Origin of the sequence: Escherichia sp. WS1451 (assembly GCF_046487365.1) — a bacterium.
Taxonomy (GTDB): domain Bacteria; phylum Pseudomonadota; class Gammaproteobacteria; order Enterobacterales; family Enterobacteriaceae; genus Escherichia; species Escherichia coli.
In genome coordinates this window covers 1-11567 of record NZ_JBJQJP010000038.1, presented here as the reverse complement: position 1 = coordinate 11567, position 11567 = coordinate 1, and the positions used below count along the sequence as shown (strand labels likewise).

Genomic DNA, 11567 nt, shown 5'->3' with positions numbered 1-11567 from the left:
GATCACAGGTTAAGGTTTTACTGAGAAGGATAAGGTCATGCGCCATCGTAAGAGTGGTCGTCAACTGAACCGCAACAGCAGCCATCGCCAGGCTATGTTCCGCAATATGGCAGGTTCACTGGTTCGTCATGAAATCATCAAGACGACTCTGCCTAAAGCGAAAGAGCTGCGCCGCGTAGTTGAGCCGCTGATTACTCTTGCCAAGACTGATAGCGTTGCTAATCGTCGTCTGGCATTCGCCCGTACTCGTGATAACGAGATCGTGGCAAAACTGTTTAACGAACTGGGCCCGCGTTTCGCGAGCCGTGCCGGTGGTTACACTCGTATTCTGAAGTGTGGCTTCCGTGCAGGCGACAACGCGCCGATGGCTTACATCGAGCTGGTTGATCGTTCAGAGAAAGCAGAAGCTGCTGCAGAGTAATCTGAAGCAACGTAAAAAAACCCGCCCCGGCGGGTTTTTTTATACCCGTAGTATCCCCACTTATCTACAATAGCTGTACTCTTTTTGTTCATCCCCTGGAGTATTTATGTGGTTACTTGACCAGTGGGCAGAGCGTCATATTACTGAGGCACAATCCAAAGGTGAGTTTGATAATCTTCCGGGAAGTGGCGAGCCATTGATTCTGGATGATGATTCTCATGTGCCACCGGAATTACGTGCGGGGTATCGCTTGCTGAAGAACGCTGGTTGCTTACCGCCAGAACTTGAGCATAGGAGGGAAGCAATACAGCTTCTGGATATTCTCAAAGGTATCCGTCATGATGATCCGCAATATCAAGAGGTTAGTCGTCGATTGTCATTACTGGAATTGAAGCTGCGACAAGCTGGATTGAGTACCGATTTTTTACGCGGCGATTATGCTGACAAGTTGTTGAACAAAATCAACGATAACTAGTGGAGTATGTATGTATCGCATTGGTGAGCTGGCAAAAATGGCGGAAGTAACACCCGACACGATTCGTTATTACGAAAAGCAGCAGATGATGGAGCATGAAGTACGCACCGAAGGTGGGTTTCGCCTGTATACCGAAAGCGATCTCCAGCGATTGAAATTTATCCGCCATGCCAGACAACTTGGTTTCAGTCTGGAGTCGATCCGCGAGTTGCTGTCGATCCGTATCGATCCTGAACACCATACCTGTCAGGAGTCAAAAGGCATTGTGCAGGAAAGATTGCAGGAAGTCGAAGCACGGATAGCCGAGTTGCAGAGTATGCAGCGTTCCCTCCAACGCCTTAACGATGCCTGTTGTGGGACCGCCCATAGCAGTGTTTATTGCTCGATTCTTGAAGCTCTTGAACAAGGGGCGAGTGGCGTTAAGAGTGGCTGTTGATTTTTTACACTGGCAGGATTACACTCGCGCCGTTAAATAACCAATTGGAGTTTTTATGAGCCGATATCAGCATACTAAAGGGCAGATAAAGGATAATGCGATAGAAGCATTACTACATGATCCCTTATTCCGACAGCGCGTAGAGAGAAATAAGAAAGGGAAAGGCAGTTACATGCGAAAAGGAAAACATGGCAATCGGGGGAACTGGGAGGCCAGTGGCAAGAAAGTAAATCACTTTTTTACCACTGGCCTTCTGCTTTCAGGCGCTTGTTAAGAGCGGTTATTCTGCTCTTTCAGCAAATCACGAATTTCTGTCAGTAATACTTCTTCTTTAGTTGGTGCAGGCGCGGCTGCTGGTTCTTCTTTTTTCCGATTCAGTTTGTTGATTAGCTTAATCGCCATAAAGATGGCAAAGGCTACAATCAGAAAATCAAAGACGTTTTGAATGAAGACACCGTAATGCATCACAACAGCAGGGATATCCCCCTGCGCATCGCGTAGCGTGACAGCAAACTGTTTGAAATCGATCCCGCCAATTAATAACCCCAGAGGTGGCATAATGATATCGGCAACCAGTGAAGATACAATCTTCCCGAATGCCGCACCGATAATGACACCCACCGCCAAATCCACCACGTTCCCGCGCATCGCAAATTCGCGAAATTCTTTAATAATGCTCATGTTATTCTCCCTATGAAGCCGACAATCATAAGTCTAACAAATGTTAAGCTATTTTCCTGCCAGGAGTGCATTTAATTAATCCCTGATAATCAAAGGGAAATAATAAGGCGTCATTAGACGCCTTATTAATTACAAGAAGAAAGGACTTGGCTGGAAGAGTCTTTCGACGTCGGTAATAAACTTTTTATCTGTGAGGAACATAATTACGTGATCGCCTTGCTCAATGCGCAGATTGTCATTGGCAATCATCACGTCGTTTCCACGTACCACCGCTCCAATAATCGTTCCTGGCGGTAGCTTGATTTCATCAATGACTCTGCCGACAACGCGTGAGGTGCTTTCATCACCGTGAGCAACGGCTTCAATAGCTTCTGCTACGCCGCGGCGCAGTGAGGAAACACCAACAATATCAGCTTTTCGCACATGGCTAAGCAACGCAGAAATAGTTGCTTGTTGCGGTGAAATCGCAATATCGATCACGCTCCCCTGAACCAGATCCACATAAGCGCGACGCTGGATCAATACCATCACCTTTTTCGCACCCATACGTTTGGCAAGCATGGCGGACATGATATTGGCTTCGTCATCGTTGGTGACAGCAATAAACAGATCAACTTGATCGATATGTTCTTCGGCCAGCAGTTCTTGATCCGACGCATCACCAAAAAAGACGATCGTATTCTGCAACTTTTCCGCCAGTTCGGCAGCGCGCTGCTGATTACGTTCGATGAGTTTGACGCTGTAATCTTTTTCCAGACGACGCGCCAGCCCTGCACCGATATTACCACCACCAACCAGCATGATCCGCTTATACGGTTTTTCCAGTCGCTGTAATTCACTCATCACCGCGCGGATATGCTGTGAAGCGGCAATAAAGAACACTTCATCACCAGCTTCAACAATGGTCGAACCTTGCGGACGAATGGGGCGATCATGGCGGAAAATTGCTGCCACACGAGTATCGATATGTGGCATATGTTCGCGCATGGTCGAAAGTGCATTACCAATCAGCGGGCCGCCGTAATAGGCTTTAACCACAGCCAGGCTGACTTTACCCTCAGCGAAGTTTACCACCTGCAATGCGCCGGGATACTCAATCAGTCGGTAAATATTATCGATAACCAACTGCTCTGGTGCGATCAGATGATCAATCGGTACAGCATCTGAATGAAATAGCTTATCGGCATCGCGCACGTAGTCTGGTGAGCGGATACGAGCGATGCGATTAGGGGTGTTGAAAAGTGAGTAGGCTACCTGGCAGGCAACCATATTGGTTTCATCTGAACTGGTTACAGCAACCAGCATATCGGCGTCGTCGGCACCTGCCTCCCGCAATACGCGTGGATGAGAGCCATGCCCCTGCACGACTCGCAGGTCAAATTTATCCTGCAAGGTCCGCAGACGCTCACCGTTGGTATCGACAACAGTAATATCGTTGTTCTCGCCAACCAGGTTTTCCGCCAGTGTGCCGCCAACCTGGCCGGCACCCAGAATGATAATTTTCATCAGTCGCGACCCGTTATCTCATCACTTTTTGATTAGCTTAGCGTAAAAGAAGCCGTCGCCCTCTTCGGCACCAGGTAGATTTTGTTTACCCGGTTGCTGTGGTGTTCCTGTTTCGCAAAGTTCGGCATCAACGGTACGTTGCAAAAAGGCTTTAATCTGCAGGCTATTCTCTTCCGGTAACACCGAACAGGTGGCATAGACCAGGGTTCCACCGGATTTTAAATGCGGCCAAATGGCGTCGAGAATTTCAGACTGCAATTGCGCGAGTTCCGGGATATCGCGATCGCGACGTAACCATTTAATATCCGGATGGCGACGAATCACACCGGTTGCTGAACAAGGCGCATCTAATAAAATGCGATCAAACTGTTGCTCGCCACACCATTGTGAAGGGTAACGGCCATCACCTTGTTTCACGGTTGCCTTCATATCAAGGCGTTTTAAATTGTCGTAAACGCGAGAGAGGCGCTGTTCGTCAATATCAACCGCAACAACCTGCGCTTCTGGTGCCACCTCAAGGATATGCGTTGTTTTACCGCCGGGGGCGGCACAAAGATCCAAAATGTGTTCACCGTTTTGTGGCGCAAGCCAGGTCATGCAACCTTGTGCTGAGGCATCCTGAACGGTAACCCATCCGTCTTCAAAACCAGGTAGCGCATGAACAGGTGCAGGTGTTTCCAGACGTACAGCATCAGGGTAATCCGCATGCGGGAAACCTTTCATTCCTGCTTCATCCAGCAATGCAAGCCAGCTGTCGCGGGAATGATGCGTACGATTAACGCGCAGCCACATTGGCGGACGCTGGTTATTGGCTTCTACGATGGATTGCCACTGCTCTGGATACGCTTTTTGCAGACGTTTCAGCAACCAGGAAGGATGCAGATAACGTGCATCACTGGCATTAAACTCGGCTAATAACTCATCTTGCTGACGCTGGAACTGACGTAATACACCGTTAATCAATCCCTTAAGTTGCGGGCGCTTAATTGCAACTGCGCCTTCAACCGTTTCAGCCAGCGCGGCATGAGGTGGAATGCGGGTATAAAGCAGTTGATACAAACCAACCATAATCAGGTAATGAACAGTACGCTGTTTGCCTGTCATCGGACGGGCCATTAGCTTATTAATCAGCCAGTCTAACTGTGAAAGCGTACGCAGTACGCCAAAGCACAACTCTTGAAGAAGTGCTTTGTCTTTATCAGAAACTTTTTGCTGGAGCGGTGGCAGAATGTTGCTTAATGATTGCCCTTGCTCGACGACTTGTTCAACGGCCTGGGCCGCCATGCTACGTAAATTACGTTGTTTTTTCATAAGTATAAAAATGCCCGGCAAGACCGGGCTTAGAAGAGTGGACTATCAGGCCAGACGGTTGCCCGGAACAAACCATTCCCGACGAGAATTCAGGAGGTCTTGTGCGCTCATCGCTTTCTTACCCGCAGGTTGTAACGAGAGCAGGTTCAGGATGCCATCACCAGTCGCAACCTGAATGCCTTGTTTGTTGGCTTCAAGGATCGTTCCTGGTGCAGCGTTGGTTGCCGTATCAATGACCGACGCTTTCCAGACTTTAACCGGCTGTCCTTCAATTTCCAGCCAGCTCATTGGCCATGGATTGAAAGCGCGAATGCAGCGTTCAAGCTGTGCTGCCGAAAGTGACCAGTCAATACGCGCTTCTTCTTTACTCAACTTCTCGGCGTAAGTGACAAGAGTTTCGTCCTGAACTTCTGGTTTCGCCGTGCCGTCTGCCAATTGTTTCAATGTGGTGATAAGCCCTTGTGGGCCAAGCTCTGCCAGCTTGTCGTACAGCGTACCACTGGTATCTTCTGCAGTAATCGGGCTGGAGAGCTTATAGAGCATGTCACCGGTGTCTAAACCAACATCCATTTGCATAATGGTCACACCAGTTTCTGCATCACCCGCCCATAGTGAGCGTTGGATTGGTGCAGCACCGCGCCAGCGTGGCAGCAGTGAACCATGAACGTTGATACAGCCAAGACGCGGCATCTCCAGCACGGCTTTAGGCAGAATTAAGCCATAGGCGACGACAACCATAACATCAGCCTGTAGATCGGCGACCAGTTGCTGGTTTTCTTGTGGACGCAGGGAAACCGGTTGAAAAACGGGCAGACCTTTTTCCTCAGCCAGAACTTTAACCGGGCTGGGCATCAGTTTTTTACCGCGTCCTGCCGGTCGGTCCGGCTGGGTGAACACGCCAACGACGTTATGACCAGAAGACAACAGCGCGTCGAGATGACGCGCTGCAAAGTCAGGTGTACCCGCAAAAATAATACGTAGTGATTCTGACACGTTAGTTCTTATCCTTAAGCCCGGGCTTTCAGACGATCCAGTTTTTCAACTTTCTGACGAATACGTTGTTGTTTCAGCGGTGACAGATAATCCATAAACAGTTTGCCGACCAGGTGATCCATCTCATGCTGAATACAGATGGCTAACAGACCCTCTGCTTCCAGTTCAAATGGTTTACCGTCGCGGTCCAGGGCGCGAATTTTAACTTTCTCTGCGCGTGGCACTAAAGCACGTTGTTCAGGGATCGACAGGCATCCTTCTTCAATGCCTGTTTCGCCGCTTTTTTCTAAAAGCTCCGGATTGATTAACACCAGCCGTTCGTCACGGTTTTCCGAAACATCAATAACAATGATACGTTGATGGATATCGACCTGGGTTGCCGCCAGGCCAATACCTTCTTCTGCGTACATCGTCTCGAACATATCATCGACGATACGCTGAATTTCTGCATTCACTTCTTCTACCGGTTTAGCAACTTTGCGAAGCCGCTCGTCCGGAATATGTAACACTTGCAAAACTGACATAAATCTCCAGAGATGTGTTCAGGAGTTAGAAAGATTATTTCTTCTATTCTAGACAAATCCCCCTCTGATTGACAGCATCACTGACCAATCGCAAAGATTGCTAAGGCTGCTTATGGCAGGGAGATAGGGATGGTCGATACAGAAATTTGGCTGCGTTTAATGAGCATCAGCAGCTTGTATGGCGATGATATGGTCCGTATAGCTCACTGGCTGGCAAAACAGTCGCATATTGATGCGGTTGTATTGCAGCAAACAGGGCTTACATTGCGGCAGGCACAACGCTTTCTTTCATTTCCGCGAAAGAGTATCGAAAGCTCACTTTGTTGGTTGGAGCAACCCAACCATCATTTAATCCCTGCGGACAGTGAATTTTATCCTCCTCAACTTCTGGCGACGACAGATTACCCCGGCGCACTGTTTGTTGAAGGAGAACTGCACGCGTTGCATTCATTTCAGCTTGCCGTGGTGGGGAGTCGGGCGCATTCATGGTATGGCGAGCGATGGGGACGATTATTTTGCGAAACTCTGGCGACGCGTGGAGTGACAATTACGAGTGGACTGGCGCGTGGAATCGATGGTGTGGCGCATAAAGCGGCCTTACAGGTAAATGGCGTTAGCATTGCTGTATTGGGGAATGGACTTAATACCATTCATCCCCGCCGCCATGCTCCACTGGCTACCAGTTTGCTTGAACATGGTGGGGCTCTTGTCTCGGAATTTCCCCTCGATGTTCCTCCCCTTGCTTACAATTTCCCACGAAGAAATCGCATTATCAGTGGTCTAAGTAAAGGTGTACTGGTGGTGGAAGCGGCTTTGCGCAGTGGTTCGCTGGTGACAGCACGTTGTGCGCTTGAGCAGGGGCGTGAAGTTTTTGCCTTGCCGGGTCCATTAGGGAATCCGGGAAGCGAAGGGCCTCACTGGTTAATAAAACAAGGTGCGATTCTTGTGACGGAACCGGAAGAAATTCTGGAAAACTTGCAATTTGGATTGCACTGGTTGCCAGACGCCCCTGAAAATTCATTTTATTCACCAGATCAGGAAGACGTGGCATTGCCATTTCCTGAGCTCCTGGCTAACGTAGGAGATGAGGTAACACCTGTTGACGTCGTCGCTGAACGTGCCGGCCAACCTGTGCCAGAGGTAGTAACTCAACTACTCGAACTGGAGTTAGCAGGATGGATCGCAGCTGTACCCGGCGGCTATGTCCGATTGAGGAGGGCATGCCATGTTCGACGTACTAATGTATTTGTTTGAAACCTATATTCACACAGAAGCTGAGTTGCGTGTGGATCAAGACAAACTTGAACAGGATCTTACCGACGCAGGATTTGATCGAGAAGATATCTACAATGCCCTGCTTTGGCTGGAAAAGCTTGCGGATTATCAGGAAGGACTGGCAGAACCGATGCAACTGGCCTCTGATCCACTCTCCATGCGTATTTATACCCCTGAAGAGTGTGAAAGGCTGGATGCCAGCTGTCGTGGTTTTCTGCTTTTCCTTGAGCAAATTCAGGTGCTTAACCTTGAAACCCGTGAAATGGTGATAGAGCGAGTGCTCGCGCTGGATACCGCAGAGTTCGACCTGGAAGACCTGAAATGGGTAATCCTGATGGTGTTGTTCAATATTCCGGGCTGCGAAAATGCGTACCAGCAAATGGAAGAATTACTCTTTGAAGTGAATGAAGGTATGCTGCATTAATCATTTCTTTAATTCAGCATAAGTTGTTATGGCGAAATCAGCACTGTTCACGGTGCGTAATAATGAGTCCTGCCCAAAGTGCGGGGCTGAACTGGTTATTCGATCCGGGAAACACGGTCCGTTTCTTGGATGCTCACAGTATCCGGCGTGTGACTACGTCCGTCCTCTGAAATCTTCAGCGGATGGACATATTGTCAAAGTTCTGGAGGGGCAGGTTTGCCCTGCATGTGGCGCAAATCTGGTATTACGCCAGGGACGCTTTGGTATGTTTATTGGTTGCAGTAACTACCCTGAATGCGAACATACCGAACTTATCGATAAACCGGACGAAACAGCAATTACATGCCCCCAATGCCGGACGGGCCATCTGGTCCAGCGCCGCTCCCGTTATGGCAAAACGTTTCACTCCTGTGATCGCTACCCGGAGTGTCAATTTGCCATTAACTTCAAACCCATAGCTGGAGAATGCCCTGAGTGTCATTATCCGCTACTCATCGAAAAGAAAACCGCGCAGGGTGTTAAACACTTTTGTGCCAGTAAACAATGTGGAAAGCCGGTTTCGGCGGAATAATAACGTGAATAATAACCTGCAAGGAGACGCTATCGCAGCAGCGATAGATGTCCTCAATGAAGAACGTGTCATCGCCTATCCAACGGAAGCCGTTTTCGGTGTCGGGTGCGATCCTGATAGCGAAACAGCAGTGATGCGACTGTTGGAGTTAAAACAGCGTCCGGTTGATAAGGGGCTGATTCTAATCGCCGCAAATTACGAGCAGCTTAAACCCTATATTGATGACACCATGCTGACTGACGCGCAGCGTGAAACTATATTTTCTCGCTGGCCAGGTCCTGTCACCTTTGTTTTTCCCGCGCCTGCGACAACACCGCGCTGGTTGACGGGCCGCTTTGATTCGCTTGCTGTACGAGTCACCGACCATCCGTTGGTGGTTGCTTTGTGCCAGGCTTATGGTAAACCGCTGGTTTCTACCAGTGCCAACTTGAGTGGATTGCCACCTTGTCGAACAGTAGACGAAGTTCGCGCACAATTTGGCGCGGCGTTCCCGGTTGTGCCTGGTGAAACGGGGGGGCGTTTAAATCCTTCAGAAATCCGCGATGCCCTGACGGGTGAACTGTTTCGACAGGGGTAACATAATGGAAAACTATGCTGTTTTTGGTAATCCAATAGCCCACAGCAAATCGCCATTCATTCATCAGCAATTTGCTCAGCAACTGAATATTGAACATCCCTATGGGCGCGTGTTGGCACCCATCAATGATTTCATCAACACACTGAACGCTTTCTTTAGTGCTGGTGGTAAAGGTGCGAATGTGACGGTACCTTTTAAAGAAGAGGCTTTTGCCAGAGCGGATGAGCTTACTGAACGGGCAGCGTTGGCTGGTGCTGTTAATACCCTCAAGCGGTTAGAAGATGGACGCCTGCTGGGTGACAATACCGATGGTATAGGTTTGTTAAGCGATCTGGAACGTCTGTCTTTTATCCGTCCTGGTTTACGTATTCTGCTCATTGGCGCTGGTGGAGCATCTCGCGGCGTACTACTGCCACTCCTTTCCCTGGACTGTGCGGTGACAATCACTAATCGGACGGTATCCCGCGCGGAAGAGTTGGCTAAATTGTTTGCGCACACTGGCAGTATTCAGGCGTTGGGTATGGACGAACTGGAGGGGCATGAGTTCGATCTCATTATTAATGCAACATCCAGTGGCATCAGTGGTGATATTCCCGCGATCCCGGCATCGCTCATTCATTCAGGCATGTGTTGCTATGACATGTTCTATCAGAAAGGAAAAACACCTTTTCTGGCATGGTGTGAGCTGCGAGGTTCAAAGCGTAATGCGGATGGATTGGGGATGCTGGTGGCACAGGCGGCTCATGCCTTTCTTCTCTGGCACGGTGTTCTGCCTGACATAGAACCAGTTATAAAGCAATTGCAGGAGGAGTTGTCCGCGTGAATCAGGCCATCCAGTTTCCGGACAGGGAAGAGTGGAACGAGAGTAAAAAATGCGTTTGTTTTCCCGCTCTTGTAAATGGTATGCAGCTCACTTGCGCTATTACTGGAGAGAGTCTGGCGAACCGCTTTGCAGGAGATACGCCAGAACAGTGGTTAGCGAGTTTTCGTCAGCATCGCTGGGACCTGGAAGAAGAAGCGGAAAACTTAATTCAGGAACAAAGTGAAGATGATCAAGGTTGGGTCTGGTTACCTTGATCCAGATATTCGTCCTTCCATTTCACGTAGTTATTCGCGGAATAGCGTAACCCGGCCTTCTCTTCATCACTTAACGGGCGGATCTGTTTGACGGGGCTACCGAGATACAGATATCCGCTCTCCAGCCGTTTATTTTGTGGGACCAGGCTACCCGCACCAATCATCACATCATCTTCTACTATTGCACCATCAAGTAAAATTGATGCCATCCCAACCAAAACTCGATTGCCAATGGTGCAGCCGTGGAGCATCACCTTGTGACCAACAGTGACATCTTCGCCAATGGTTAATGGGTTGCCATCTGGGTTGTACGAGGATTTATGAGTGACATGCAACATACTGCCATCCTGGATATTGGTGCGTGCTCCGATCTGTACATAATGTACATCTCCACGAATCACAACGAGCGGCCAGATCCCCACATCATCAGCCAGACGAACGTCACCAATCACGACGCTGCTATCGTCGATCATTACGCGCTGACCGATTTGTGGAAAAAGATCGCGGTATGGGCGTAAAACATCAGACATAATTACCTCAACAATAAATGATTTACTAATGACTTTGGGTGCATTATTGGCCTTGTGCAAGTCTTTTAGCATGCAAAAAAGCACCGTTTTGTGTGCGAATGCAGCAAAAAGGGTGAAAAAGCAACAAACAGAAAAAAAGATCAAAAAAGTACTTGTGCAAAAAATTGGGATCCCTATAATGCGCCTCCGTTGAGACGACAACGTGAAACACTTCACAAGATGGTCGTAACAACAAAGAGAAAAAATCCTGAAATTCAGGGTTGACTCTGAAAGAGGAAAGCGTAATATACGCCACCTCGCGACAGTGAGCTGAAAGCCGCGTCGCAACTGCTCTTTAACAATTTATCAGACAATCTGTGTGGGCACTCGAAGATACGGATTCTTAACGTCGCAAGATGAAAAATGAATACCAAGTCTCAAGAGTGAACACGTAATTCATTACGGAGTTTAATTCTTTGAGCATCAAACTTTTAAATTGAAGAGTTTGATCATGGCTCAGATTGAACGCTGGCGGCAGGCCTAACACATGCAAGTCGAACGGTAACAGAAAGCAGCTTGCTGCTTTGCTGACGAGTGGCGGACGGGTGAGTAATGTCTGGGAAACTGCCTGATGGAGGGGGATAACTACTGGAAACGGTAGCTAATACCGCATAATGTCGCAAGACCAAAGAGGGGGACCTTCGGGCCTCTTGCCATCGGATGTGCCCAGATGGGATTAGCTAGTAGGTGGGGTAACGGCTCACCTAGGCGACGATCCCTAGCTGGT

16 protein-coding genes and 1 rRNA gene are annotated in these 11567 nt (G+C 48.9%); 11 read left to right on the top strand and 6 right to left on the bottom strand.

Translation table 11 applies throughout. The features are described 5' to 3' along the window. Positions 1–37: 37 nt before the first annotated feature. The 4 genes from rplQ to arfA all read left to right on the top strand — a co-directional run bounded on the left by rplQ (position 38) and on the right by arfA (position 1606). Positions 38–421 carry a 50S ribosomal protein L17 gene (rplQ, locus tag ACJHX7_RS25190; RefSeq protein ID WP_001216368.1) on the top strand — a complete coding sequence of 128 codons (384 nt, stop codon included), beginning with the start codon at positions 38–40 and terminating at the stop codon, positions 419–421. A 106-nt stretch (positions 422–527) separates the two neighbouring features. Continuing rightward, complete coding sequence (locus ACJHX7_RS25185; protein ID WP_000266526.1) at positions 528–896, top strand: DUF1992 domain-containing protein; 369 nt, start codon at positions 528–530, stop codon at positions 894–896. A gap of 10 nt (positions 897–906) precedes the next feature. After that, positions 907–1332, top strand: a complete 426-nt coding sequence (gene zntR / locus ACJHX7_RS25180; RefSeq protein ID WP_000285607.1) for a Zn(2+)-responsive transcriptional regulator — start codon at positions 907–909, stop codon at positions 1330–1332. A gap of 55 nt (positions 1333–1387) precedes the next feature. After that, on the top strand, positions 1388–1606 hold the full coding sequence (gene arfA / locus ACJHX7_RS25175) for an alternative ribosome-rescue factor ArfA (protein ID WP_000092706.1): 219 nt from the start codon (positions 1388–1390) through the stop codon (positions 1604–1606). Here the strand turns inward: arfA and mscL are convergent. The 5 genes from mscL to def form a co-directional block, all read right to left on the bottom strand. Further along, positions 1603–2013: a large-conductance mechanosensitive channel protein MscL gene (mscL, locus tag ACJHX7_RS25170; RefSeq protein WP_000022442.1), complete on the bottom strand. Its 411-nt coding sequence runs from the start codon at positions 2011–2013 to the stop codon at positions 1603–1605. The genes arfA and mscL overlap by 4 nt on opposite strands. A gap of 129 nt (positions 2014–2142) precedes the next feature. Then, entirely contained in the window at positions 2143–3519 is a 1377-nt protein-coding gene (trkA, locus tag ACJHX7_RS25165; protein WP_000691382.1) for a Trk system potassium transporter TrkA, read from the bottom strand. A gap of 21 nt (positions 3520–3540) precedes the next feature. After that, the gene (rsmB, locus tag ACJHX7_RS25160; protein ID WP_094030564.1) at positions 3541–4830 is read right to left on the bottom strand and encodes a 16S rRNA (cytosine(967)-C(5))-methyltransferase RsmB; all 1290 of its coding nucleotides are present in this window, start codon (positions 4828–4830) and stop codon (positions 3541–3543) included. 45 nt (positions 4831–4875) lie between these two features. Further along, positions 4876–5823 (bottom strand): methionyl-tRNA formyltransferase, encoded by a 948-nt coding sequence (gene fmt, locus ACJHX7_RS25155; protein ID WP_094030565.1) that lies wholly within the window; start codon positions 5821–5823, stop codon positions 4876–4878. Positions 5824–5837: 14 nt separating this feature from the next. Next, on the bottom strand, positions 5838–6347 hold the full coding sequence (def, locus tag ACJHX7_RS25150) for a peptide deformylase (protein WP_000114986.1): 510 nt from the start codon (positions 6345–6347) through the stop codon (positions 5838–5840). A gap of 129 nt (positions 6348–6476) precedes the next feature. On the opposite strand from def, the gene dprA reads away from it, so the two are divergent. The 6 genes from dprA to ACJHX7_RS25120 are packed head-to-tail and all read left to right on the top strand — an operon-like array spanning position 6477 to position 10271. Then, positions 6477–7601: a DNA-protecting protein DprA gene (gene dprA / locus ACJHX7_RS25145; RefSeq protein WP_094030566.1), complete on the top strand. Its 1125-nt coding sequence runs from the start codon at positions 6477–6479 to the stop codon at positions 7599–7601. Beyond that, positions 7573–8046, top strand: coding sequence for a DUF494 family protein Smg (gene smg, locus ACJHX7_RS25140; RefSeq protein WP_000460672.1), 474 nt, complete (start codon positions 7573–7575; stop codon positions 8044–8046). The genes dprA and smg overlap by 29 nt, the downstream gene beginning before the upstream one ends. A gap of 28 nt (positions 8047–8074) precedes the next feature. Beyond that, positions 8075–8617 carry a type I DNA topoisomerase gene (locus ACJHX7_RS25135; protein WP_001129723.1) on the top strand — a complete coding sequence of 181 codons (543 nt, stop codon included), beginning with the start codon at positions 8075–8077 and terminating at the stop codon, positions 8615–8617. 4 nt (positions 8618–8621) lie between these two features. Continuing rightward, positions 8622–9194 carry an L-threonylcarbamoyladenylate synthase type 1 TsaC gene (gene tsaC, locus ACJHX7_RS25130; RefSeq protein ID WP_001297709.1) on the top strand — a complete coding sequence of 191 codons (573 nt, stop codon included), beginning with the start codon at positions 8622–8624 and terminating at the stop codon, positions 9192–9194. 4 nt (positions 9195–9198) lie between these two features. Then, positions 9199–10017 carry a shikimate dehydrogenase gene (gene aroE / locus ACJHX7_RS25125; RefSeq protein WP_094030567.1) on the top strand — a complete coding sequence of 273 codons (819 nt, stop codon included), beginning with the start codon at positions 9199–9201 and terminating at the stop codon, positions 10015–10017. Continuing rightward, positions 10014–10271, top strand: coding sequence for a DUF1488 domain-containing protein (locus ACJHX7_RS25120; protein WP_001070584.1), 258 nt, complete (start codon positions 10014–10016; stop codon positions 10269–10271). Before aroE ends, ACJHX7_RS25120 begins: the two co-directional genes overlap by 4 nt. Here ACJHX7_RS25120 and ACJHX7_RS25115 read toward each other — a convergent pair. Next, positions 10247–10801, bottom strand: coding sequence for a gamma carbonic anhydrase family protein (locus ACJHX7_RS25115; protein ID WP_001286209.1), 555 nt, complete (start codon positions 10799–10801; stop codon positions 10247–10249). The two genes, ACJHX7_RS25120 and ACJHX7_RS25115, sit on opposite strands and share 25 nt — an antisense overlap. A gap of 472 nt (positions 10802–11273) precedes the next feature. On the opposite strand from ACJHX7_RS25115, the gene ACJHX7_RS25110 reads away from it, so the two are divergent. Further along, a 16S ribosomal RNA gene (locus tag ACJHX7_RS25110) occupies positions 11274–11567 on the top strand; the annotation flags it as partial.

Bases quoted from the DNA above. Each gene is read 5' to 3' on its own strand.
- mscL (WP_000022442.1), bottom strand. From the start codon at position 2,013: ATGAGCATTATTAAAGAATTTCGCGAATTTGCGATGCGCGGGAACGTG.
- zntR (WP_000285607.1), top strand. From the start codon at position 907: ATGTATCGCATTGGTGAGCTGGCAAAAATGGCGGAAGTAACACCCGAC.
- ACJHX7_RS25185 (WP_000266526.1), top strand. From the start codon at position 528: ATGTGGTTACTTGACCAGTGGGCAGAGCGTCATATTACTGAGGCACAA.
- aroE (WP_094030567.1), top strand. From the start codon at position 9,199: ATGGAAAACTATGCTGTTTTTGGTAATCCAATAGCCCACAGCAAATCG.
- rsmB (WP_094030564.1), bottom strand. From the start codon at position 4,830: ATGAAAAAACAACGTAATTTACGTAGCATGGCGGCCCAGGCCGTTGAA.
- def (WP_000114986.1), bottom strand. From the start codon at position 6,347: ATGTCAGTTTTGCAAGTGTTACATATTCCGGACGAGCGGCTTCGCAAA.
- dprA (WP_094030566.1), top strand. From the start codon at position 6,477: ATGGTCGATACAGAAATTTGGCTGCGTTTAATGAGCATCAGCAGCTTG.
- ACJHX7_RS25115 (WP_001286209.1), bottom strand. From the start codon at position 10,801: ATGTCTGATGTTTTACGCCCATACCGCGATCTTTTTCCACAAATCGGT.
- trkA (WP_000691382.1), bottom strand. From the start codon at position 3,519: ATGAAAATTATCATTCTGGGTGCCGGCCAGGTTGGCGGCACACTGGCG.
- smg (WP_000460672.1), top strand. From the start codon at position 7,573: ATGTTCGACGTACTAATGTATTTGTTTGAAACCTATATTCACACAGAA.
- ACJHX7_RS25135 (WP_001129723.1), top strand. From the start codon at position 8,075: ATGGCGAAATCAGCACTGTTCACGGTGCGTAATAATGAGTCCTGCCCA.
- arfA (WP_000092706.1), top strand. From the start codon at position 1,388: ATGAGCCGATATCAGCATACTAAAGGGCAGATAAAGGATAATGCGATA.
- rplQ (WP_001216368.1), top strand. From the start codon at position 38: ATGCGCCATCGTAAGAGTGGTCGTCAACTGAACCGCAACAGCAGCCAT.